This is a genomic window from Neisseria sp. 20925_1_37 (assembly GCF_041433255.1).
GTDB lineage: Bacteria > Pseudomonadota > Gammaproteobacteria > Burkholderiales > Neisseriaceae > Neisseria > Neisseria flavescens_D.
This window is the reverse complement of sequence record NZ_JAPWBC010000007.1, coordinates 41,664-63,720: the sequence shown is the minus strand read 5'-3', so window position 1 is coordinate 63,720 and position 22,057 is coordinate 41,664. Positions and strand designations below refer to the sequence as shown.

Below are 22,057 nucleotides of genomic sequence, written 5' to 3'. Positions count from 1 at the left end.
AAAACCAAATCTCAAAAGATTTAATCGCTTCAGACGGCCTTAAATTTATTTTGATAATTTATTCAGCCTCAGTGGTTTTCTTTTTCGGACGACGGCGGCGACGTTTGGGTTTGCCGTCAGTTGATCCACTTTGTTTTTGACGTTTGTGATCATTGGCCGCAGTCATTTGCTGACGGGTTTCCTCATCAGCATGTTGGAAAGTTGTCCACCAAGAAGCCATCTCTTTATCAACCTCGCCAACCTCACTACGCAAAATCAGGAAATCATAAGCGGCTCGGAAACGGGCTTGCGATAGTAGGCGATACGGGCGTGCGCCGCGCATATTGTCGAATTGCGGCTGAAATTGCCAGATTTCACGCATGGTTGCAGAAAATCGTTGCGGTACTCCCCAACCTTTCTCCACTGTGTCACGCATGGTGTTCATCGCATCCATCAATGCAGGGACAGGTTTTTGCCCATAACTTAGATTGCGTTGCCACATAGCGTTCAGTGTCGGCCACAATACCGCCGCCAATACAAAACCGACGGAAACGGACTTATCCGCACGGATACGCTCGTCGGTATTTTTCAAGGCCAACATAATCATACGGTTTTCAGCCGCTTCAGCAGTTTTCAAGGCATCTAGAAGCGGATGGATGCCTTCGGGAATGCCCAACTCGTTTAGCCGTTTCAAACAGGCGCGGGAATGGCCAGAAAACAGGATTTTCAGAATTTCATCAAATAGACGGGCCACAGGCTCATTTTTCAGACGGCCTGCATATTCGGCAATCGGTAAAGCCGTTTGCTCTTCCACTTCAAAACCCAATTTACCCGACAAACGGACGGCACGAAGAATACGGACAGGATCTTCCTGATAGCGTTCGGCAGGATCGCCTATCATCACCAATTTTTTATCGGCAACATCAGCCACACCCTGATGGAAGTCCCAAATCTCCTCTTTAATCGGGTCGTAATACAGCGCATTGCAAGTAAAGTCGCGACGCATGGCATCTTCTTCAATGCTGCCGTAAGTATTGTCCTTCATAATTCGGCCTTGTGCATTTTGCTGAACCTTATCGCCACCGCGGAACGTTGTGACTTCAATAGTTTCAGGGCCAATCATCACATGAACGATTTGAAAGCGGCGGCCGATAATACGGCTGCGGCGGAATACTTTGCGGATTTGCTCCGGCGTGGCATCGGTTGCAATATCAAAATCTTTGGGCTCGACCCCGAGCAACAAATCCCGAACAGCACCGCCCACAACATAAGCCTGAAAACCGGCTTCATGCAGGCGTTTGGCAATTTTCTCCGCGGCAAAGCTCAACATATCCGCGCGGATACCGTGTTGCTCAAGCGGGATAATTTCCTTTTCGGGCAACGATTTGACGTGTTTTTTAGGCAACACTTTATGCAGCCATTTCTTTAACATAAGCAGCTCTTTTCACAATAAAAAGGCCGTCTGAAACTTGTCTGGCTTAAGCCTTTGCACAATATTCTGCTGCAGAAGGGGCAAAACATTGAGCAAAGGCTTCAGACGGCCTAAAAAAGACGTGCCATTATACCTTATGGAAGTTCGATTAATTAGCGTATTGGCAAAAAATATCGGCTATAATGACGGTCTGACAACGATTCAGGCAGAACATCATGTACCACTACAAATCCGAAGCTACCCAATTCCTCGACAAACTCATGGAAGACAACCCCGAAATGGAAGCGCAACGTCTCGAAAACCGCCATTTACTGTGGGATGTTACCCTCAATCCGACTGAACAGGCTGAATTTGAAGCGGCCAAAGTCAACAAAAAACCCTACACCTACTATCAAGACTAATCCCGTATCGGCATGACGACCAACACGCACAATACCGATCCGGTATTACAACATTACCTCAACAGCATCGGTCAATCCGAACATCCCGTTTTGACCGCATTGCGCGAGCGTACCCAATCACATCGTCTGGGAAAGATGGCTATCGCCCAAGAGCAGGCAGCCATGTTGGTGTGGTTGGCCAAATTATTGAATGCCAAAAAATATTTGGAAGTTGGCGTCTTTACCGGTTACAGCAGCGCCGCCATGGCACTTACCCTCCCCGAAGACGGCAAAATCACGGCTTGCGACATTAATGTAACCTTTACCGATATTGCTCGCGAAACATGGAAAGCAGCAGGTGTAGCGCATAAAATCTCGCTTCATCTGCAACCTGCTTTGCTGACTTTGGATGATTTGATTGCGCAAGGCGAATCGGAAAGCTACGACTTGGCACTTATCGATGCCGACAAACCGCCTACGCCGAAATATTTCGAACGCTGTTTGCAACTGGTACGGAGTGGCGGCGTGATTGCCATCGACAATATCTTATTGGGTGGGCGCGTCATGAATGAAGCTACTGAAAACGATCCGCCCAGCTTGGATATCCTGCGCCATTTCAACCAAAATCTGCCGCACGATACACGCATTATTCCCATTACCCTGCCTATCGGCGACGGTTTGACATTACTACTAAAAAAATAAAACGACACAATCCGATGAAAACATTATCACATTCCCTATTTCTTTTGCCGCTTACTCTATTGGCCGCATCATGTGCCGTTTCCCATCCTCCTAAACCTGCCGACAATGCCAACTTTGTCCTGCCGGATATTCCGCGCGAGCCTTTGCCTGAAAAAAATATTCCCTATCCGCGCTTGGACGAACAAACCCAGATTGACCACTTGGGCATACAAATCGCCCGACTGGAACGCACCGTTGAAGAATTAAATCAACGCCTGCACACATTGGAACAACAGCGAACCATCAAACGCCCAACCCCTTTGGCGCCCAAACCCAAAGCCCAGCGTTTGGACGACCACAAGCTGAAAATGAACTATTTGGCCAATGGTGGCGGCGTGCCGTCTGAAACAGACTCAGCCGCACAAAACGAGCTGCGCCTTTATAATCAGGCGCAAAAATACTACCAACGCAACAACTTCTCCGCCGCAGTGGCCATTTTGAAAGAGGCAGACGGCGGCAACGGCAGCGAAATTGCCCGCCGCAATATGTACCTGCTTCTGCAAAGTCAACAACGTCTGGGTAACTGCGAATCCGTTATCGAAATCGGCAACCGCTACGCCAACCGATTCCGCAACAGCCCGCAAGCTCCCGATGCCATGTACAGCATCGGTCAGTGCCAATACAAACTGCAACAGAAAGACATCGCCCGCAGCACATGGCGCAAACTGATACAAAGCTTCCCCAACAGCGAAGCGGCAAAACGCGCTTCCATCAGCCTTAAACAAAGATAAACGTTCAGACGGCCTTGTCATCTCCAAGGCCGTCTGAATATTTTTTTACCCTTAATCCATTCAAGCAAAAGGAACTCCTCATGATCCAAGTCGGCATTATTATGGGCAGCAACAGCGATTGGCCGGTGATGCAGCAGGCAGCACAATTTCTCAAAGAATTCGGCGTTGAATACGAAGCACGTGTCGTCTCTGCACACCGTACGCCTGATTTGATGTTTGAATACGCCGAAACCGCACGAGAACGCGGCATCAAAGCCATCATTGCCGGCGCAGGCGGCGCAGCGCATTTGCCGGGCATGGTCGCTGCCAAAACCACGGTTCCCGTCTTGGGCGTTCCCGTTCCCAGCAAATATCTGCGCGGCGAAGACTCCCTGCTTTCGATTGTGCAAATGCCCAAAGGCGTTCCTGTTGCCACATTTGCCATTGGCGAAGCCGGTGCGGCCAATGCAGCGCTATTTGCCATTTCACTTTTAGCCAACGAAAATCCTGAATTGGCTGAAAAATTGGCCGCTTTCCGTGCCAAACAAGAACAAACCGTTCTAGCCATGGAATTGCCTGAAGCATAACTGACAAAGGCCGTCTGAACGTTGTAAATGGAAGCTTTGATTTCGTTTTATGATTGTTCAGACGGCCTTAGTCTTTTATCAAATTGAATTAATGCCATGAAAACCCTAGCATTTCTCCTACTTTCCACCCTGCTTTGCGCCTGCCAAAGCCCAAGCACTCCCACTCAATCAACTGCTATTCCATCTCAGCAGCAAGCCCAAGATACTACTGGCAACCTGATTATCTTCTATGATGCCCAAATCGGTTCTGCGCCATTGCTAAAAGCAGTGAAAACCTCCGGTGCAACTTTAGTTTACGAATACAAAAACCTGCATGGCATTGCTATTCGTCCGTCCTCCAAGACCAATATTGAAGATGCCATTGCCTATTTCAAAAAAGTAAACGGCGTATTGTCTGTCGAACAAGACCGACTGCTTAAACTTCAATAAACAAACTATTTTTTAACCAAATAAAAAAGGCCGTCTGAAACGTATCACTACGATTTCAGACGGCCTTTACTTTTCAATAAATCAAATCATGCCGCTGCCTTGTGCTTTAGGCTTGGCTTGACCGAATTCCAATTTACTCAGCGCAGACAAATAGGCTTTGGCAGTTGCCACCAATACGTCGGTATCCGCACCTTGGCCGTTGACCACACGGTCGCCACGTTGCAGACGGACGGAAGTTTCGCCTTGGCTTTCTGTACCTTGAGTTACCGCATTGACAGAATAAATCTGCAAGGTTGCGCCACTTTGTGCTACGCTTTCAATGGCTTTGAAGATTGCGTCAACAGGGCCGGAGCCGGTAGCGGTAGCGTGTTTTTCTTCACCGCGAATACTGAACACAATATCGGCGCGCGGTTCTTCGCCGGTTTCAGTGCTGATTTTTTGGGAAATGAATTTGTAGCTTTCGGTATTCATATTGCCCATTTCGTCAGACACCAAAGCGTGCAGGTCTTCATCAAAGATTTCGCGTTTCTTATCCGCCAGCTCTTTGAAGCGTGCAAATGCAGCATTCAATGCCTCTTCACTTTCCAACTCAATACCCAAATCTGCCAGCTTGCTGCGGAATGCGCTGCGGCCGGAGAGTTTGCCCAAAGTCAGGCGGTTAGTTGACCAGCCGACTGATTCGGCAGTCATGATTTCATAGGTTTCAGGGTGTTTCAACACGCCGTCTTGATGGATGCCTGATTCGTGCGCAAAGGCATTTGCACCAACTACTGCTTTATTTGGCTGAATCGGATAGCCGGTAATGGTGGACACAAGTTTGGATACCGGCACGATTTGCGTGGTATCGATGCCAGTTTCCAAGCCAAACAAATCATGACGCACTTTCAACGCCATCACGATTTCTTCAAGGCTGGCATTGCCCGCGCGTTCGCCCAAGCCGTTGATGGTACATTCCACCTGACGCACGCCTGCCTGAACAGCGGCCAGCGAGTTGGCAACCGCCATACCCAAGTCATTATGGCAGTGGGTCGACCAAACTACTTTGTCGCCATTGGGAACGCTTTTGATGATGTTGCTGATACGCTCGTACCATACGGAAGGAATGGAGTAGCCGACAGTATCGGGAATGTTGATAGTAGTCGCCCCCGCTTCAATAACCGCCGTAAAGATTTTGGCAAGGAAGTCCAAATCCGAACGCACTGCGTCTTCGGCAGAAAATTCCACATCGTCAGTGTATTCTTTGGCAATTTTCACCGCTTTGACCGCCGCATCAATGACCTGCTGCGGCTTCATTTTCAGTTTGTGCTCCATGTGGATCGGGCTGGTGGCGATAAAAGTGTGAATACGTTTTTTCGGAGCAGGGGAAACAGCTTCGCCTGCTTTACGCACATCGTTTTCAACGGCACGAGCTAATGAGCAAACTGTAGATTTGGTAATGATTTTGGCAATCGCATTAACCGACTCGAAATCGCCCGGGCTGGCGGCGGCAAAACCCGCCTCAATCACATCCACGCCCATTTTCTCCAACTGGCGGGCAATGCGGATTTTCTCCTCTTTGGTCATGGATGCACCAGGCGACTGCTCGCCGTCGCGCATAGTGGTATCAAAAATGATAACGCGGTTGGTTTGTGTCATTTCTGTTCTCTCCAGAGATTCATTTTTTTGTAAAAAAGCATTCAAATCAAGCGGTCTGCCTTGTGCTTCCGCCAAAGCGGTCAGTTTTTGCAACTGAGCCAAAGGCAGGGAACCGCGTGTACGCCATTTGTAGATAGCCGCAGTGGTCGCAGCATTTTCCGGGTCGTGCTGTTTCAGGGCTTCGGCCAGCGCGTTGACGCCGCCAAAATAGGCAACCAAACGGTCAATGTCTAATTGCATGATGTTCCTTGTCCAAATCTGATTAAGATTATTGTGTTCTGGTTTTGCATTATACTCATTTTAGACAAAACGACAATCTATTTTTATCAAAATATTGGTATAATTTTTAAAACCTAAAAAATTTTATACATTTTGTCTAATTTAGACTATTAACAGCCCCTCTCGAACCGAACACATCCTAAATATAGTAAACTAATCCCCTATTTCCCTGATTTGAAACACATTATGTTCCACACCATCCCTACCGACCGTTCCGACATCGAATGGCGCAACGAAAGCACACAAAAGCCGCCTAAGCAGGCGGTTTACATACAAGAAGCAGGTGCAGCAGAAATTTTAAAAAATGCCCACGCGCAAACTGCAACCGTTTGGACTGGCGATTTTCACAATGCCAAGCAAGTCTTATCTGCAATGAAAAAACGTATCCGCAGGCCATCTGAAAAAAAGAAAGGCGCACCCGCCGATATTCAGACGGCCTTTCATGCCCACCGTATGAAACAGGCTCAGCAAAGCCGTTTGCTCAATATGCTTGCCGTTGAAATCCAACCGAATTTTCAACTGGACAATGCACGCGCACCCGACATCTACGCCGCCCTGTACGATGTTTACGACACACCAAACGACAAACCGTTTCTCTTACCGCTAAATCAATTACTGGGCTTTATCGGTGCGCACGAATGGCACAAAAAAGGCATAGACATTCCACAGCTAGACGGAAAAATCCATGTTCCTTTCGGCGTATTCTCTCCCCTGCGTGGCGAATATTTGGATTTAATCAGCCAAACACCACTCGCTCCCAATATTCAGACTGCCTTTGACATCGGCACCGGCTCAGGCGTTATTGCCGCTATTCTCGCCAAACGAGGCATACCCGACATCATTGCCACAGACACCAACCCAAAAGCAATAGCCTGCGCCACAGCAAACCTTGAGCGCCTAGGCTTGGATAAAGCTGTCGACATCCAATCGATTGATTTATTTCCCGAAACTTGCGCCGACCTTATCGTCTGCAATCCGCCTTGGCTGCCGGCAAAACCGACCTCCACTATTGAGACTGCCCTTTACGACCCCAATCATGCCATGCTAACTACGTTCCTCAACGGCGTACGTCATCACTTAAATCCAAACGGCGAAGCCTGGCTGATTATTTCCGACTTGGCAGAACACTTGCATTTGCGCGACAAAGACTTTCTAAACCAATGCTTTCAGACGGCCTCGCTCAATGTAGTCGATATTTTGAAAACCAAACCGAAACACAAAAAAGCAATAGATGAATCCGATCCTTTGGCATTTGCCAGAAACAAGGAAACTACTTATCTGTACCGTTTAAAAGTGATATAAAATCAAGGCCGTCTGAACATTCAAACGGCCTTTAAGCATTTCTATAAAAGAAAACGGCATATCCGTAAAGATATGCCGTTGATGGGAGCAGGGACTGCTATATTTGGCAGTGGTTTGTGTTTTAGTCCTCTTGCGCCGCTGTTTGCAGGTAGTTTGGCAAACCAACTTTACCAATCAATTCCTGCTGAGTTTCGAGCCAGTCGATGTGTTCTTCGTTGATGTCTTTTTGTTTTTCCAACAAATCACGGCTGACGTAGTCTTGTTGCTCTTCTGCAAGAGCGATGGCTGCAACCAGAGCATCATGTTTTTCATACTCTTTTTTCAGATCGCAGGCAATGATTTCTTCGGTAGATTCACCGATCAACAGTTTACCCAATTCTTGCAGATTAGGCAGGCCTTCCAAGAACAAAATACGCTCGATCAAATCATCTGCGGATTTCATTTCGCGGATGGATTGTTTGTAGAAATGACTACCCAATTCTTCAAAGCCCCAGTTTTTCAAAATGCGGGCATGCAGGAAGTATTGGTTAATGGTAATCAGCAACAAACCTAAGTTTTTGTTCAGCTCGCGAATAACTAAGCGATCGCCTTTCATATTCAGCTCCTTATATGTTATAGGCTAGATTACAGTTGGCTTTGGTAGTAGTTGCCTTCGCCGACCAATTCGATCAGACGCAGTTGTTGTTCCAACCAGTGAGCGTGATCTTCTTCAGTGTCTTTCAGTTGGGCAACCATCAAATCGCGGGTAACGTAGTCTTGAGCTTCTTCGCACAATTTGATGCCTTTTTTCAGCGCATCGCGTACTTCGTATTCAGTGTTCAAGTCTGCTTTCAGGCAAGAGATTACGTCAGTACCGATATTCAGTTCGGCACGGGTCATTTTAGGCGTACCGCCCAACATCAGGATACGACGGATGAAGTCTTCGGCGTGAGTGGTTTCTTCTTCCATCTCGTGGCTCAAACGTTCGAACAGTTTGGTGTAACCCCATTCAGAGTACATGCGAGAGTGGATAAAATATTGGTCGCGAGCAGCCAACTCACCAGACAATAATTCGTTCATGTAATCAATAACTGCTTGGTTGCCTTGCATAATTCTTTCTCTTTCTTTTAAAAGTTGATAATCACGAAATGAAGATTCGTGTGTTGTAATGGAATGAGGTAATTGTATGCACAAGTAGCACTTTTGACAAATTTTCTATTTAAAATACAAACAATTATCAAAAAATTTAACCCGCCTAAAAGGCCGTCTGAAAAATTAATCCCCTGTTTTTAATAACAATTTTTTGACATTGGTATTAAGAATCCATTGCATTATTCAAAAACATTTACATTCGTTAACCATAAATAAAAGCAAATAATCCAACAAAATCAATCAAATTTAATTATGAATTATTCTCAACTGCTTTTGCCTTATTTTTTTGAATCTTCTACTCGGTCAATACTTAGGAATCGTGCTATAATTACCAGTTATCTTTTTTTTAAGCACCTAGCTGAAACACATAAATCATCATGAAACAAATCCGCAATATTGCCATCATCGCCCACGTCGACCATGGCAAAACCACATTAGTTGACCAATTGCTGCGTCAGTCCGGCACATTCCGTTCCAACCAGCAAGTCGAAGAACGCGTCATGGACAGCAACGATCTTGAAAAAGAACGCGGCATTACCATTCTCGCTAAAAATACCGCCATCGAATACGAAGGCTACCACATTAACATCGTAGATACCCCGGGACACGCCGATTTTGGTGGCGAGGTGGAACGTGTATTGGGCATGGTTGACTGCGTCGTACTATTGGTTGACGCACAAGAAGGCCCTATGCCGCAAACCCGTTTCGTGACCAAAAAAGCCTTGGCTTTGGGTCTGAAACCTATCGTTGTTATCAACAAAATTGACAAACCGTCTGCCCGTCCAAGCTGGGTTATCGACCAAACATTCGAATTATTCGACAACTTGGGCGCAACAGACGAACAATTGGACTTCCCTATCGTTTACGCTTCCGGCCTCTCCGGCTTTGCCAAATTGGAAGAAACCGACGAGAGCAACGATATGCGTCCTCTGTTTGAGACCATCTTAAAACATACGCCTGCACCAAGTGGCAGTGCGGACGAAACGCTGCAACTGCAAATTTCCCAACTGGACTACGACAACTACACCGGCCGCCTCGGTATCGGCCGCATCTTGAACGGCCGCATCAAACCCGGCCAAGTCGTTGCTGTTATGAATCATGAAGAACAAGTCGCCCAAGGCCGCATCAACCAGCTGTTGGGCTTCCAAGGCTTGGAACGCGTACCTTTGGAAGAAGCTGAAGCCGGCGACATCGTGATTATTTCCGGTATCGAAGACATCGGTATCGGCGTAACCATTACCGACAAAGACAATCCTAAAGGCTTGCCTATGTTGAGCGTGGACGAGCCGACCCTGACCATGGACTTTATGGTCAACACTTCTCCTTTGGCCGGTACTGAAGGCAAATTCGTGACTTCCCGCCAAATCCGCGACCGCCTGCAAAAAGAATTGCTGACCAACGTTGCCCTGCGTGTTGAAGATACTGCCGACGCTGATGTATTCCGCGTTTCCGGCCGTGGCGAATTGCACCTGACCATTTTGTTGGAAAACATGCGCCGTGAAGGCTTTGAATTGGCAGTCGGTAAACCGCGCGTGGTATTCCGTGAAATCAACGGTCAAAAATGCGAGCCTTACGAAAACCTGACCGTGGACGTACCGGACGACAACCAAGGCGCCGTTATGGAAGAGCTTGGCCGTCGCCGTGGCGAATTGACCAATATGGAAAGCGACGGTAACGGTCGTACCCGTTTGGAATACCATATTCCTGCACGCGGCCTGATCGGTTTCCAAGGTGAATTTATGACCTTGACCCGCGGTACCGGCTTGATGAGCCACGTTTTTGACGACTATGCTCCGGTTAAACCTGATATGCCCGGCCGTCACAACGGCGTACTGGTTTCTCAAGAGCAAGGTGAAGCTGTTGCTTACGCCCTGTGGAACTTGGAAGACCGCGGCCGTATGTTCGTTTCTCCAAACGACAAAGTCTACGAAGGCATGATTATCGGTATCCACAGCCGTGATAACGACTTGGTGGTAAACCCTCTGAAAGGCAAAAAACTGACCAACGTCCGTGCCAGCGGTACAGATGAGGCCGTGCGCCTGACTACGCCTATCAAATTAACTTTGGAAGGTGCAGTTGAGTTCATCGACGATGACGAACTGGTTGAAATCACGCCACAATCCATCCGCCTGCGTAAACGCTACCTGAGCGAATTGGAACGTCGCCGTCATTTCAAAAAACTGGACTAATACCGTCTGATTGACGCATTTTAAAATTAAGGCCATCTGAAAAGTGTTTTAGAAATCCTAGATTTCTTTTTTACACTTTCAGACGGCCTTTTATCATCTGTTCAAATAAAATAAATCGGCATTTCTTCCGCTTGTGCTGCCGCTTCATCAGTACGATCATTTTTTCGATATTGCCCCGGCGATATTCCATATTGCTTTTTAAATGCCTTGCCAAAATGCGTTTCCGATTGAAAACCGACCGAGAGCGCAACCGATAAAACCGAATCCGCCGTCTGTTTCAACAATAATGCCCCCTGCTGTAAGCGGATACTGTTTACAAAGGCATGCGGGCTTGTTCCCGTCTGCTGCTTAAATACCCGCATTAACTGGGCGCGAGACAAGTTGGCAATCGCGGTCATTTTCTCGATATTCCATTCCTCTTCCGGCTTATCCACTACTGCCTGAAGCAGATTCCGCAGGCGTTTGTCCTGCCAACCATTCAGCAAACCGCTTAATTGTGCTTCCCCATTTTTCTCCAGGCTAGCTCGAAGTAGAAATACCAGCAACACAGAAGCCAATGCATTCACAACCGCTACCGAACCGGACAAAGCCTGGCTGCTCTCATATTGCAACAATGCCACCAAATACTGTAAAGAAGGATGGTTGATATTCAGCAAAACTGTGTCAGGCAGCCCCACCATAATATCTGCCTGCGCTTCATATTCAAACCGCGCGCAGAAAAGATGCAAAGCCGCATCGCCTCCTGCATGACTCTGCTTGACTTTAAATGCGCCTTTTTCACTCGTCAGCACGTTGACGCCGAGATTTTCACAACTGCTGTCGCTACTCAAAGTATGCCCTACGCTTCGCGGGAAAAAAATGATATCCCCCGCACTCAGCAGCCTAGCCTCTTGCTCCCCATCAATTCGGATATAACCCGAACCGGCAGTTACGATATGTACCAAACCATGCGCACGCTTTGATTCATGCCGTACATACCACTCCCCCTGAAACAGACATTGAACATCCACGCTGCCTCTTACCTGCGCCAATTCGACCAGCCTATCCAAAATATCCATAGTGTTTTTTACCAATAAATGAGATGTTTTGACGATTTTATTCTTCCAATTATTGCAATAATACACACACCAAACACAAACGGATAGGATTTTTTATCTTATCCACTCACATTAAGAAAGGACATATCATGTTTAAAGACTGGCCTGAACATACCGCCTTGGTAAAAAAAGCATTCGGCGAACTGGGTAAAAACCATCCTAAAATGCTGCAAGCCTACGGCGCACTGGATCAAGCAGCCGCTGCCGAAGCACTGGATGCCAAAACACGCGAACTGATCGCCATTGCCGTTGCCATTACCACGCGTTGCGAAAGCTGCATCAGCGTGCATGCAGCCGCCGCAGCCAAAGCTGGGGCAACCGAAAGTGAAATCGCCGGCGCATTGGCCACTGCTATCGCCCTGAACGCAGGTGCCGCTTATACCTACGCTTTACGCGCTTTGGAAGCAGTAGAAACCCAACGCTAATCGGTTTGTAAAATCAGGCCGTCTGAAAGCCAACTCCCCTTTCAGACGGCCTGATGAAATGCTAAACTGATAAAGTTATCATATTGTTTTCTGTCTAATAGGAGATTGAACCATGAAGGAACTGCTGACCGCCGTACTTTTTGCCGCCGCTATTGCCACTCCTTTGGCCGCTTCCGCAGCCTCTATGCCTAAAGTTGAAAAAAGCGCGGCACAACCTGCAAAAGCAAAAGGCGTTTGGATTGATGTCCGCTCTGCCGAAGAATTTAAAGAAGGCCATTTGCAAGGTGCGCTCAATATTCCGCATGACCAAATCGTTGACCGCATCAAATCCGTCAGCCCGGATAAAAACGCACCGGTAAACCTCTACTGCCGCAGCGGCCGCCGAGCAGAAGCTGCGCTGACTGAGCTGAAAAAAGCCGGCTACACCAACGTAACCAACCATGGCGGTTATGAAGACTTGGTGAAAAAAGGTTTGAAATAAATCTAGTTGATTTTAAAAAGGCCGTCTGAAACTTTTCAGACGGCCTTTATTGCCATTACAGACAGCAACTTCCAAATCTCAAACGTTTGCTGAGACCTGTTTCGTGAATTAATTGTTTGATAACCAAAATATTGGTGTTATCAGCTAACGCGCGAATGCTGTGCGCTTCCATCGGCTCAAGACGGATAACTTGCAAGCCTTCAGTCTGCAAAACTTCGTCCACCGTTTTGATTTCGGCTTTGCCGTTTAAAACCAAAAGCAAAATAATCGCATCCGCCTCATATGCCGGAATTTCATTGTTCTTCTGCAGTGAAAGCTGAACAATCTCCTGATTGCCGTCTGAAGCAATCACGCTGCCCAATAAAGCTTTGGGGTCTAACTCATAATGTTTCATTATTATCCTTTCCGCCCAAACGTTGCCGATTCGTGGACAATCGCTTAAGCAAACCAGTACAATACCGCCCATCTTACCGATAGACACAATATTGTCACATGAACATATTAATCTCAAACGACGATGGTTATCTTGCGCCCGGTTTGGCTGTTTTGGCAAGAGTGTGCGCAGAATTTGCCAATGTCAGGGTGGTTGCGCCCGAACGCGATCGCAGCGGCGTCAGCAATTCCCTGACTTTAGACCGTCCTTTACAACTGAAACAGGCGGAAAACGGGTTTTACTATGTTAACGGTACTCCGACCGACTGCATTCATGTCGGCCAGCATGCCCTTGCCGACTTCAAACCCGACTTAGTCTTGTCCGGCATTAACAACGGCGCGAACATGGGCGACGATACGCTTTATTCCGGTACGGTTGCCGCCGCGACGGAAGCCTATTTAATGGGCATTCCTGCCATTGCTTTCTCGCTTGCCGACTCCAGCGGCCGTTATTGGGAAACTGCAGAAAAAGCCGCTTGGATGCTGCTTTCCTACTTTCTCAAACGCCCTATTTCCGAACCCATCTTATGGAACATCAATATCCCTGCCGTCGCACCTGAGGATATCCAAGGCATAAAAATGACACGGCTTGGTCGTCGCCATCATGAACAAAGCATTGTTCCCATGTATAATCCACGTGGCGAACAAATTTATTGGATTGGGCCGGTCGGCGATGTTTCCGACAGCGAAGAAGGTACCGACTTTGGCGAATGCGCGTCCGGCTTCATCACGATTACCCCCCTGCAAGTCGATTTGACTGCCTACGGACAAATGGAGCAAACCGCTTCCTTTTGGTCAGAAATCCCTGCGCCTTAACAGTCCCTAACAGCCGAACACTTGAGAAACAAGCATATTTTTATTATGATATGCTCCGACGAGAACAATTACCCGAATACGAAAGTCATTAACATGTTGAAAAAAAGTGTATCTTATGCCGGATCGGCAGCTTTGGTTTTATTACTTGCAGCCTGTGCCAGCCAACAACCGGCTCCTGTAGTCGTCGGCACACAAAGCGGTGGTTCAACAACAGGCTCTACCGCTGACAATCCTTACGGTGCAGCGCCTTACAATACCAACACCAGCCCAGCGGCAGATGCTCCATACACTCCGCCGGCAAGTACACCTGCTCCAACATACAACAGCGGCAGCACCGGCACTTACACGCCTTCTTACGCGCCTGTTGATATTAATGCAGCGACACATACTGTTGTTCGTGGTGATACCGTTTACAACATCTCCAAACGCTACAACATTACCCAAGACAATCTGCGTGCATGGAATAACTTGGCCGACAACACTATCAGCATTGGTCAAACCCTGCGCGTGAAACCTGAAGGCTACGTTGCACCTGCAGCTTCAGCAAGCAAACCTTCTACTCCAACAACGACAACCACTGCTCCGGCCCCAAGCACTCCTGCCAATACGCCAACCGTATCTACTGGCAGCAGCCGCAACGTAAGCGGCATCACATGGCAGCGTCCGACTACCGGTAACGTTATCGCCAACTTCGGCGGCAGCAACAAAGGTGTGGATATCGCCGGTACGCAAGGCCAGCCTGTTGTTGCAGCGGCAGACGGTAAAGTCGTTTACGCAGGCTCAGGGTTACGCGGTTACGGCAACTTGGTCATCATCCAACACAACTCCTCATTTTTGAGCGCATACGGCCACAACCAACGCCTGCTGGTTAATGAAAACCAAACCGTGAAACGCGGCCAAACCATTGCGCACATGGGTAATACCGATGCATCTCGTACCCAGTTGCACTTTGAAATCCGTCAAAACGGCAAACCGGTCAATCCGGCAAATTATGTTGCCTTCTAAGCTGATTCAAGCAACCTAATTTCAATTCGATCCCTGCCTAAATGTCATTTAGGTAGGGATTGTTTGTACCGGTTTCCCATGAAATTTCATCTTCCCTTTCTTTATACCCTGCTATTGGGCGGTTGCGCCGCGTTTTTGCCATCACTGGACGAACGCACCCAAAGCAGTTATCTTGACATCCCTTCAACGCCGCGACTGGACAGTGCCTTAAGTATTCCTTCTACCCCCTCCAATGCCAATATTTCCCATATCTATCTGCTGAACGATGCCCATGAAGCCTTTGTTGCCCGAGCAGCCTTAATTGAATCCGCCGACCATACCCTCGATTTGCAGTACTATATCTGGCACAACGACATCTCCGGCAAGCTTCTGTTCAACCTGATTCATCGCGCGGCCGAACGCGGCGTCCGTGTGCGTTTGCTTCTGGACGATAATAACACCAACGGCATGGATGATCTCCTTCTGGCACTCGACAATCATCCCAATATTGAAGTCCGTCTGTTTAATCCCTTTATTTTCAGAAAATGGCGTGCACTCGGCTACGTTGCCGACTTCCCGCGACTTAACCGCCGGATGCACAACAAATCGTTTACCGCCGATAACCGTGCCACCATTTTGGGCGGACGCAATATCGGCGACGAATATTTTAAGGTTAACGACGATACCATCTTTGCCGACCTCGATATCCTCGCCACAGGCCGCGTAGTAACCGAAGTTTCCCAAGACTTCGACCGCTATTGGGCAAGCCATTCCGCCTATAATGCGACCAGTATCATCAAATGGGGAAACCTGCAAAAAGGACTGGCCGAACTTAATTACACTGACCAAGATAAGAATCAAACGCTCATCCGCTATCGCCAAAGCATCGAGCATTCCAGTCTCTATCAAAAAATGCAGAGCAACCTTATGGAATGGCAAAGCGTCAGCACACGTTTAATCAGCGACGATCCGGCCAAAGGCTTAGACCGCGACCGGCACAAACCACCTATTTCCGAACGCCTGCAAGATGCCCTCAAGCAACCAGAAAAAAGCGTTTACCTTGTCTCCCCTTATTTTGTACCCACAAAATCAGGCGTTAAGGCCATAGAAAAGCTGATTCACAACGGCGTGGACGTTACCGTCCTGACCAATTCCCTTCAGGCGACCGACGTTGCTGCCGTCCATTCCGGCTACGTCAAGTACCGCAAACCCTTGCTTAAAGCCGGGGTCAAACTTTACGAGCTCCAGCCAAACCACGCCGTTCCGACCTCCAAAGACCGCGGCTTGACCGGTAGCTCCGCCACCAGCTTGCACGCCAAAACATTCATCGTAGACGAGAAACGTATTTTCATCGGCTCATTCAACCTCGACCCACGTTCCGCACGGCTCAATACCGAAATGGGTGTCGTCATCGAAAGTCCTGAAATTGCAGGCCAAATGCAGCGCACCCTCGTTACAACCACCCCAAACTACGCCTATCAGGTAACGCTTGGCAATTACAATAAACTATACTGGTATGACCCAAGCGAAAAACGAACTTACGCACAAGAACCAGAAGCCAAATTCTGGAAACGGGTTACTTCAAAAATCCTGTCCATCCTGCCCATAGAAGGATTATTATAGAGGCCGTCTGAAAACATAAATCATGCGGCCGGAGGAATTCATCATGTCTCGACTCATCTGCAAAACCCTATTTGTTTGTACTACCGGCCTATTGTTGGCCTCCTGCGGCACCACCGGCAAGCACAAATCCCACAAGCCGCAAACAACCGCCAGAAAAGTCCAACCTGTCCGCATTTCCCATATCAACCGCACACAAGGTTCGCAGGAATTGATGCTTCACAGCATGGGTCTGATCGGCACGCCCTACAAATGGGGCGGCAGCACCACAGCCACAGGCTTTGACTGCAGCGGCATGATCCAATTCGTCTATAAAAACGCCCTCAATGTTAATCTGCCACGCACCGCACGCGATATGGCCGCCGCCAGCCGTAAAATTTCCGATGACAAATTAAAAGCCGGCGATCTGGTCTTTTTCAACACCGGCGGCGCACACAAATATTCCCATGTCGGCCTCTACATCGGCAACGGCGAATTTATCCACGCACCCAGCAGCGGCAAAACCATCAAAACCGAAAAACTTTCCACCCCGTTTTACGCCAAAAACTATTTGGGCGCACATACTTTTTTTACTGAATAAATCAAGGCCGTCTGAAAGGTATCGCCACATCATCGATACCTTTCACTCTATTGCTGATGAGTCAAGCTTGATTACAAGATAAGCTCATGCAAAAATTTACCCATAACAAAGCAATAGTAAAATAACACTCAGTTTTAAAAGCTTAAATCATCTTTCGCCCTGTCATTTTGTAAGTACAAAACCATCAAGGAAATATCATGCACACAGAATCTGTTCTAAACCTCCTCAAAACCCTGCAAAACCAAATCTGCGCCGCTTTGGAGCAAGAAGATGGCGAAGCCGAATTTGTGCATGAAGCATGGACGGGGAAACTGGGCATCGGCGAAACACGCGTATTGAAAAACGGCGCAGTATTCGAGCAGGCCGGTGTGAATTTTTCTCATGTGAAAGGCAGCAAAATGCCTGCTTCTGCCACGGCCCATCGTCCTGAACTGGCGGGCGCGGCGTTTGAAGCCATGGGCGTGTCGCTGGTCATTCATCCGAAAAACCCTTATGTCCCGACCAGCCATGCGAACGTGCGCTTTTTTATTGCCTATCCTGAAAATGCCGAGCCGGTTTGGTGGTTTGGTGGTGGCTTTGATTTGACGCCGTTTTATCCTTTTGAAGAAGATATTGTGCATTGGCACACCGTAGCGCGAGACGTATGCGCGCCATTTGGTGAATCGGTTTATCCTGAATTCAAACAATGGTGTGACGAATATTTCTACTTGAAACACCGTAACGAAACACGCGGCGTGGGCGGTCTGTTTTTTGACGATTTAAACCGCTGGGATTTCGATACCTGCCTGAATTTTATCAAGACAGTTGGGGAAGGCTATATCGCAGCGTATCTGCCGATTGTGGCCAAACGCAAAAACACGCCTTATGGGGAACGTGAACGCGATTTCCAACTCTACCGTCGCGGACGCTATGTGGAATTTAACTTGGTTTGGGACAGAGGCACGCTGTTCGGCCTGCAAAGCGGCGGACGCACGGAAAGCATTTTGATGTCCCTGCCGCCTTTGGTGCGCTTTGAGTATCAATATGCGCCGGAAGAAGGTTCGCCCGAAGCACGCCTCAATCAATTCCTCATACCGCGCAACTGGCTGGAAGAAGCCGGCAGATAGTTTTACCTATCAAAGACCGTCTGAAAAGCGATTCTCACTGATTGAGACTGCCTTTTCAGACGGCCTTTGCTTCAATTGCTTTGAATTTGCATACCTTTGCCTATCATGCTGTTTCATCTCTATAGAGTTTTTGAGACAATGCGCCCATATAAAAATCACCTCACAAACCGCACTAAAAAGGAATAATCGGTGAAACGCATTTTCTTGTTTATCGCAACCAATATCGCCGTTTTGGTTGTCATCCGTGTTGTTTTGGCCATCTTGGGCATCAACAGTACCGACCAAGTCGGCAGCCTGTTGGCGTATTCCGCAGTCGTCGGCTTCAGCGGCTCGATTGTCTCCCTGCTGATGTCGAAAACCATCGCCAAACATTCGGTCGGCGCCACCGTCATCAATCAACCCCAAAGCGAAGAAGAAGCTTGGCTGTTAGCAACCGTTGAAGCGCAAGCCCGCCAATGGAATCTGAAAACGCCGGAAGTCGCCATTTACAACTCGCCCGAGCCTAACGCCTTCGCAACCGGTGCCACCAAAAACAGCTCGCTCGTCGCTGTCAGCACCGGCCTGCTCGACCACATGACCCGCGATGAAGTCGAAGCCGTTTTGGCACATGAAATGGCACACATCGGCAACGGCGATATGGTAACGCTGACACTGATTCAAGGTATTGTGAATACTTTTGTCGTCTTCTTGGCACGTATCGTTTCCAGCATGGTGGCGCGAAACAATGACGGCAGCACTTCTCAAAGCACATATTTCATGGTCAGCATGGTCTTGCAGGTTGTATTCGGCTTCCTTGCCAGCATTATTGTGATGTGGTTCAGCCGCCAACGCGAATACCGTGCCGATGCGGGTGCTGCAAAACTGGTGGGCGCGCCGAAAATGATTGCCGCCCTGCAACGCTTGAAAGGCAACCCCAGCGATTTACCGCAAACCATGACGGCAATGGGCATTGCCAGTGATGCCAAAGACTCTTGGTTCAGCACCCATCCTTCTTTGGACAACCGCATCAGCCGTTTGAAAAACCGCTAATAGAAAACATCAAGGCCGTCTGAAACCTCAATTTCAGACGGCCTTTTTTTATTTCTTCATCAAAGCCCGTTTGATGATAATCATCCAGTCTTTTTTATCCAACAGCGGCCGCTGGTTAAACAAATCATATTTGCAACCGTCCAGCTTCTGTAAAATCAACTGGCCGCCGACAATAATCATGCGCAGCTCAAAACCGATTCGCCCTTTGAGGGTTTTGCCCAACGGCGAGCCGGCCTTCAGCATTTGAAAAGCACGTTGGCACTCATGCGCCATCAGCCGTTGAAAAGCAAAGTCGGCTTTGCCGGCCGCAATCTGCTCTTCACTAACTTTAAACTTCTGCAAATCTTCCTGAGGGATGTACACGCGACCTTTTTGCCAATCTACCGCCACGTCCTGCCAGAAATTAATCAGCTGCAAGGCAGTGCAAATGCCGTCGCTTTGCGCCATACTCACTTCATCGGTTTGCCCGTACAAATGCAGCATAATGCGCCCCACCGGATTGGCGGACAAACGGCAATAAGCAATCAATTCGCCAAAGTTTTCATAACGGGTTTTGACCACATCCTGACTGAACGCCGCCAGCAAATCATAAAACGGCTGCAACGGCAATTGAAACGGCACAATCGCTTCGTTGTACAAACGCTGCATCAAAGCCGTTTGCGGTTTCCCGTCTTGTGCAATACGGTCTAACTCTGCCTTTAGTTCGTCCAGTTGGCGCAGGCGTTCGGCTGCTTCGGCATTGCCTTCGTCGGCAATATCGTCCGCCGTCCGTGCAAAAGCGTAAACGGCGTGAACCGGCTTGCGCAAACGGCGCGGCAGCACAATGGAGCCGACTGGGAAGTTTTCGTAATGATTGACTGACATGGGAAATCCGAAAATTTAAAATAAAGTATTTTTGCCGACAGGCCGTCTGAAATTCAGACGGCCTTCCGTTTGGCCGCAAAGAAATCCTGCAATACGCTTTGGCATTCGTCTGCCAATATACCGCCGAAAATTGCGGTATGCTTGTTCAGACGTTTGTCGGCAAACAAATCAACCACGCTGCCTGCCGCGCCGGTTTTGGGTTCAGCCGCACCATAAATCACGCGCCCGACCCGTGCCTGTATCAAGGCAGAGGTGCACATGGTGCAAGGTTCTAATGTGATGTACACATCGCAATCTTCCAAACGATAGTTTTGCAAGGCCTTACCTGCGGTGGCAAGCGCATTGATTTCGGCGTGGTGACTGACATTGTGGTCGCCAATGCAGGTATTGTGTGCTGCTGCGATTACCTCGCCTTGATGTACGATGACCGCGCCAACGGGTACTTCGCCCAATGCCGCCGATTGTCTGGCCTGTTCTATCGCCAACCGCATAAAGGCTTCCATATCGTTTTGCGAAGGGAAAACGGCAACAGGCGGATGGTTTTTCAAGGCCTCGCCCAGCTCCGTCTTTCTCTCCTCGGAAATATGCCGGACATCCACACCTGAAACCAACGCATCCAGTTGCCACAAGGTGCTTTTGGTTATGGTCAAACCCGATGCTTTCAGCAATAGAAACGCGCGGACTGCGCCGATTTTTTGCAAATCTTCCAGTGTGTAAATACCTAATTCTTTTAATGCGGCCAACGTCTTAGGCGCAAGTGGTGGCGTGGTCAGCATGGATTATTCCTGAAAATGCCGACGCGCCAAGGCTAAGGCCGTCTGAACATAATCGCTGTCTGCGTAAGGATCTAACGTGTGCGCCAAAGGAATTTTCCGTAACCAGGTCAACTGGCGTTTGGCAAGCTGGCGCGTGGCGATAATGCCTTTTTCGACAAAGGTGTCATAATCGGTTTCGCCTTCGAGATAATCCCAAGCCTGACGGTAGCCCACGCAGCGCATAGACGGCATGTCGGCATGCAGTTGCGGATAATCACGGCGTAAGGCGTGCATTTCATTAAGGAAACCGTGTTCCAGCATATTTAAAAAGCGTTTTTCGATTTGGCGGTGTAACAAATGACGGTCTTCGGGAATCAGGGCAACCGTACATAAATCCAATAAAGGCGCGGCCTGCTTCTGCTCTGTAAAATGTTCGCTCAAAGGCTTGCCGGTCAGAAGATAGACTTCCAAAGCGCGTTCAATACGCTGGCTGTCATTGGCTTTCAGACGGCCTGCCGTAATCGGGTCCACTTCCTGCAAACGGCGATACAGTCCTGCCAGACCGTGTTCGTTCTTTTCCGCCTGAAGCTGTGCGCGCACCGCCGCATCCGCGCCGGGCAAATCGTTCAAACCTTCCGTCAGCGCGTGGAAATACATCATCGTGCCGCCGACAATCAGCGGATAGCGACCGCGCGCATGTATTTCGTTCACCAAGCGCACGCAGTCGCCGACAAAATCCGCCGCGCTGTAACTTTCCAGCGGCGAGATAATATCAATCAAATGATGCGGTACGGCGGCAAGCTCTTCGGCAGTCGGCTTGGCCGTACCGATGTCCATGCCGCGATACACCAGCGCGGAATCCAAACTGATGATTTCCACCGGCAACGATTGGGCAATATTTAAGGCCAGTGCGGTTTTACCGCCGGCTGTCGGGCCGAGTACGGCGAAGGCTTTGGGCGCGTTCATAAGAAAACGGAAAAATTAAAAATGCGATTATAGCAAACCCGGGCAGACCATATTTCAGGCCGTCTGAAACATTTGCCCTACATTATCAAAAGCGTTACACTTGCTGCG

The 22,057-nt window shown here is 48.6% G+C and carries 24 protein-coding genes; 15 read left to right on the top strand and 9 right to left on the bottom strand.

Translation table 11 applies throughout. The features are described from left to right. Positions 1-58: 58 nt before the first annotated feature. Positions 59-1,411 (bottom strand): polynucleotide adenylyltransferase PcnB, encoded by a 1,353-nt coding sequence (locus tag O3661_RS07125; RefSeq protein ID WP_371492814.1) that lies wholly within the window; start codon positions 1,409-1,411, stop codon positions 59-61. A gap of 215 nt (positions 1,412-1,626) precedes the next feature. Here O3661_RS07125 and O3661_RS07120 point away from each other — a divergent pair, with 215 nt between their 5' ends. From O3661_RS07120 to O3661_RS07100, 5 genes are all read left to right on the top strand, one after another. Beyond that, a complete protein-coding gene (locus O3661_RS07120; RefSeq protein WP_003680728.1) occupies positions 1,627-1,812 on the top strand; it encodes a DUF3460 family protein in 186 nt (61 codons plus the stop codon). Between the two features lie 12 nt (positions 1,813-1,824). After that, positions 1,825-2,493, top strand: coding sequence for a class I SAM-dependent methyltransferase (locus tag O3661_RS07115; RefSeq protein ID WP_371492813.1), 669 nt, complete (start codon positions 1,825-1,827; stop codon positions 2,491-2,493). A 14-nt stretch (positions 2,494-2,507) separates the two neighbouring features. Next, positions 2,508-3,263 carry a tetratricopeptide repeat protein gene (locus tag O3661_RS07110; protein ID WP_371492811.1) on the top strand — a complete coding sequence of 252 codons (756 nt, stop codon included), beginning with the start codon at positions 2,508-2,510 and terminating at the stop codon, positions 3,261-3,263. 80 nt (positions 3,264-3,343) lie between these two features. Then, on the top strand, positions 3,344-3,829 hold the full coding sequence (gene purE / locus O3661_RS07105; protein ID WP_003686478.1) for a 5-(carboxyamino)imidazole ribonucleotide mutase: 486 nt from the start codon (positions 3,344-3,346) through the stop codon (positions 3,827-3,829). A 96-nt stretch (positions 3,830-3,925) separates the two neighbouring features. After that, positions 3,926-4,258, top strand: a complete 333-nt coding sequence (locus tag O3661_RS07100) for a hypothetical protein (protein WP_371492809.1) — start codon at positions 3,926-3,928, stop codon at positions 4,256-4,258. A gap of 81 nt (positions 4,259-4,339) precedes the next feature. Here the strand turns inward: O3661_RS07100 and O3661_RS07095 are convergent, their stop codons facing one another. Further along, positions 4,340-6,133, bottom strand: coding sequence for a 2-isopropylmalate synthase (locus O3661_RS07095; RefSeq protein WP_070814198.1), 1,794 nt, complete (start codon positions 6,131-6,133; stop codon positions 4,340-4,342). Positions 6,134-6,358: 225 nt separating this feature from the next. Here O3661_RS07095 and O3661_RS07090 point away from each other — a divergent pair, with 225 nt between their 5' ends. Continuing rightward, on the top strand, positions 6,359-7,474 hold the full coding sequence (locus O3661_RS07090) for a methyltransferase (RefSeq protein ID WP_371492808.1): 1,116 nt from the start codon (positions 6,359-6,361) through the stop codon (positions 7,472-7,474). Between the two features lie 121 nt (positions 7,475-7,595). On the opposite strand, the gene bfr (O3661_RS07085) is transcribed toward O3661_RS07090, so the two are convergent. Both bfr (O3661_RS07085) and bfr (O3661_RS07080) read right to left on the bottom strand, forming a co-directional pair. Further along, positions 7,596-8,069, bottom strand: coding sequence for a bacterioferritin (gene bfr, locus O3661_RS07085; protein ID WP_371492807.1), 474 nt, complete (start codon positions 8,067-8,069; stop codon positions 7,596-7,598). Positions 8,070-8,098: 29 nt separating this feature from the next. Further along, positions 8,099-8,563 carry a bacterioferritin gene (gene bfr, locus O3661_RS07080; protein ID WP_049322266.1) on the bottom strand — a complete coding sequence of 155 codons (465 nt, stop codon included), beginning with the start codon at positions 8,561-8,563 and terminating at the stop codon, positions 8,099-8,101. A gap of 419 nt (positions 8,564-8,982) precedes the next feature. Here bfr (O3661_RS07080) and typA point away from each other — a divergent pair, with 419 nt between their 5' ends. Further along, positions 8,983-10,794, top strand: a complete 1,812-nt coding sequence (gene typA, locus O3661_RS07075) for a translational GTPase TypA (protein WP_107696847.1) — start codon at positions 8,983-8,985, stop codon at positions 10,792-10,794. Positions 10,795-10,895: 101 nt separating this feature from the next. Here typA and O3661_RS07070 read toward each other — a convergent pair whose 3' ends face one another. Continuing rightward, a complete protein-coding gene (locus tag O3661_RS07070) occupies positions 10,896-11,852 on the bottom strand; it encodes a cupin domain-containing protein (protein ID WP_371492876.1) in 957 nt (318 codons plus the stop codon). Positions 11,853-11,980: 128 nt separating this feature from the next. Between O3661_RS07070 and O3661_RS07065 the strand changes: the two genes are divergently transcribed. Continuing rightward, on the top strand, positions 11,981-12,316 hold the full coding sequence (locus tag O3661_RS07065) for a carboxymuconolactone decarboxylase family protein (RefSeq protein ID WP_003686488.1): 336 nt from the start codon (positions 11,981-11,983) through the stop codon (positions 12,314-12,316). Positions 12,317-12,428: 112 nt separating this feature from the next. Further along, the gene (locus O3661_RS07060; RefSeq protein WP_371492806.1) at positions 12,429-12,797 is read left to right on the top strand and encodes a rhodanese-like domain-containing protein; all 369 of its coding nucleotides are present in this window, start codon (positions 12,429-12,431) and stop codon (positions 12,795-12,797) included. 55 nt (positions 12,798-12,852) lie between these two features. On the opposite strand, the gene O3661_RS07055 is transcribed toward O3661_RS07060, so the two are convergent. Continuing rightward, positions 12,853-13,191: a hypothetical protein gene (locus tag O3661_RS07055; protein WP_371492804.1), complete on the bottom strand. Its 339-nt coding sequence runs from the start codon at positions 13,189-13,191 to the stop codon at positions 12,853-12,855. A gap of 98 nt (positions 13,192-13,289) precedes the next feature. Between O3661_RS07055 and surE the strand changes: the two genes are divergently transcribed. The 6 genes from surE to htpX all read left to right on the top strand — a co-directional run bounded on the left by surE (position 13,290) and on the right by htpX (position 19,364). After that, positions 13,290-14,045, top strand: coding sequence for a 5'/3'-nucleotidase SurE (surE, locus tag O3661_RS07050; protein ID WP_371492803.1), 756 nt, complete (start codon positions 13,290-13,292; stop codon positions 14,043-14,045). A gap of 93 nt (positions 14,046-14,138) precedes the next feature. Continuing rightward, complete coding sequence (locus O3661_RS07045) at positions 14,139-15,050, top strand: peptidoglycan DD-metalloendopeptidase family protein (protein WP_070608900.1); 912 nt, start codon at positions 14,139-14,141, stop codon at positions 15,048-15,050. Between the two features lie 78 nt (positions 15,051-15,128). Beyond that, a complete protein-coding gene (locus tag O3661_RS07040; RefSeq protein ID WP_371492802.1) occupies positions 15,129-16,652 on the top strand; it encodes a phospholipase D family protein in 1,524 nt (507 codons plus the stop codon). 43 nt (positions 16,653-16,695) lie between these two features. Beyond that, positions 16,696-17,229, top strand: a complete 534-nt coding sequence (locus tag O3661_RS07035) for a C40 family peptidase (protein ID WP_371492800.1) — start codon at positions 16,696-16,698, stop codon at positions 17,227-17,229. A 197-nt stretch (positions 17,230-17,426) separates the two neighbouring features. Then, complete coding sequence (gene hemF, locus O3661_RS07030) at positions 17,427-18,335, top strand: oxygen-dependent coproporphyrinogen oxidase (protein ID WP_371492798.1); 909 nt, start codon at positions 17,427-17,429, stop codon at positions 18,333-18,335. Positions 18,336-18,524: 189 nt separating this feature from the next. After that, complete coding sequence (gene htpX, locus O3661_RS07025) at positions 18,525-19,364, top strand: protease HtpX (RefSeq protein WP_371492796.1); 840 nt, start codon at positions 18,525-18,527, stop codon at positions 19,362-19,364. A gap of 48 nt (positions 19,365-19,412) precedes the next feature. Here htpX and hpnC read toward each other — a convergent pair whose 3' ends face one another. The 3 genes from hpnC to miaA are packed head-to-tail and all read right to left on the bottom strand — an operon-like array spanning position 19,413 to position 21,949. Next, the gene (gene hpnC / locus O3661_RS07020) at positions 19,413-20,228 is read right to left on the bottom strand and encodes a squalene synthase HpnC (RefSeq protein ID WP_371492795.1); all 816 of its coding nucleotides are present in this window, start codon (positions 20,226-20,228) and stop codon (positions 19,413-19,415) included. A gap of 53 nt (positions 20,229-20,281) precedes the next feature. Further along, on the bottom strand, positions 20,282-21,004 hold the full coding sequence (tadA, locus tag O3661_RS07015; RefSeq protein WP_371492793.1) for a tRNA adenosine(34) deaminase TadA: 723 nt from the start codon (positions 21,002-21,004) through the stop codon (positions 20,282-20,284). A gap of 3 nt (positions 21,005-21,007) precedes the next feature. Beyond that, positions 21,008-21,949, bottom strand: coding sequence for a tRNA (adenosine(37)-N6)-dimethylallyltransferase MiaA (gene miaA / locus O3661_RS07010; protein WP_371492792.1), 942 nt, complete (start codon positions 21,947-21,949; stop codon positions 21,008-21,010). Positions 21,950-22,057: the final 108 nt, after the last annotated feature.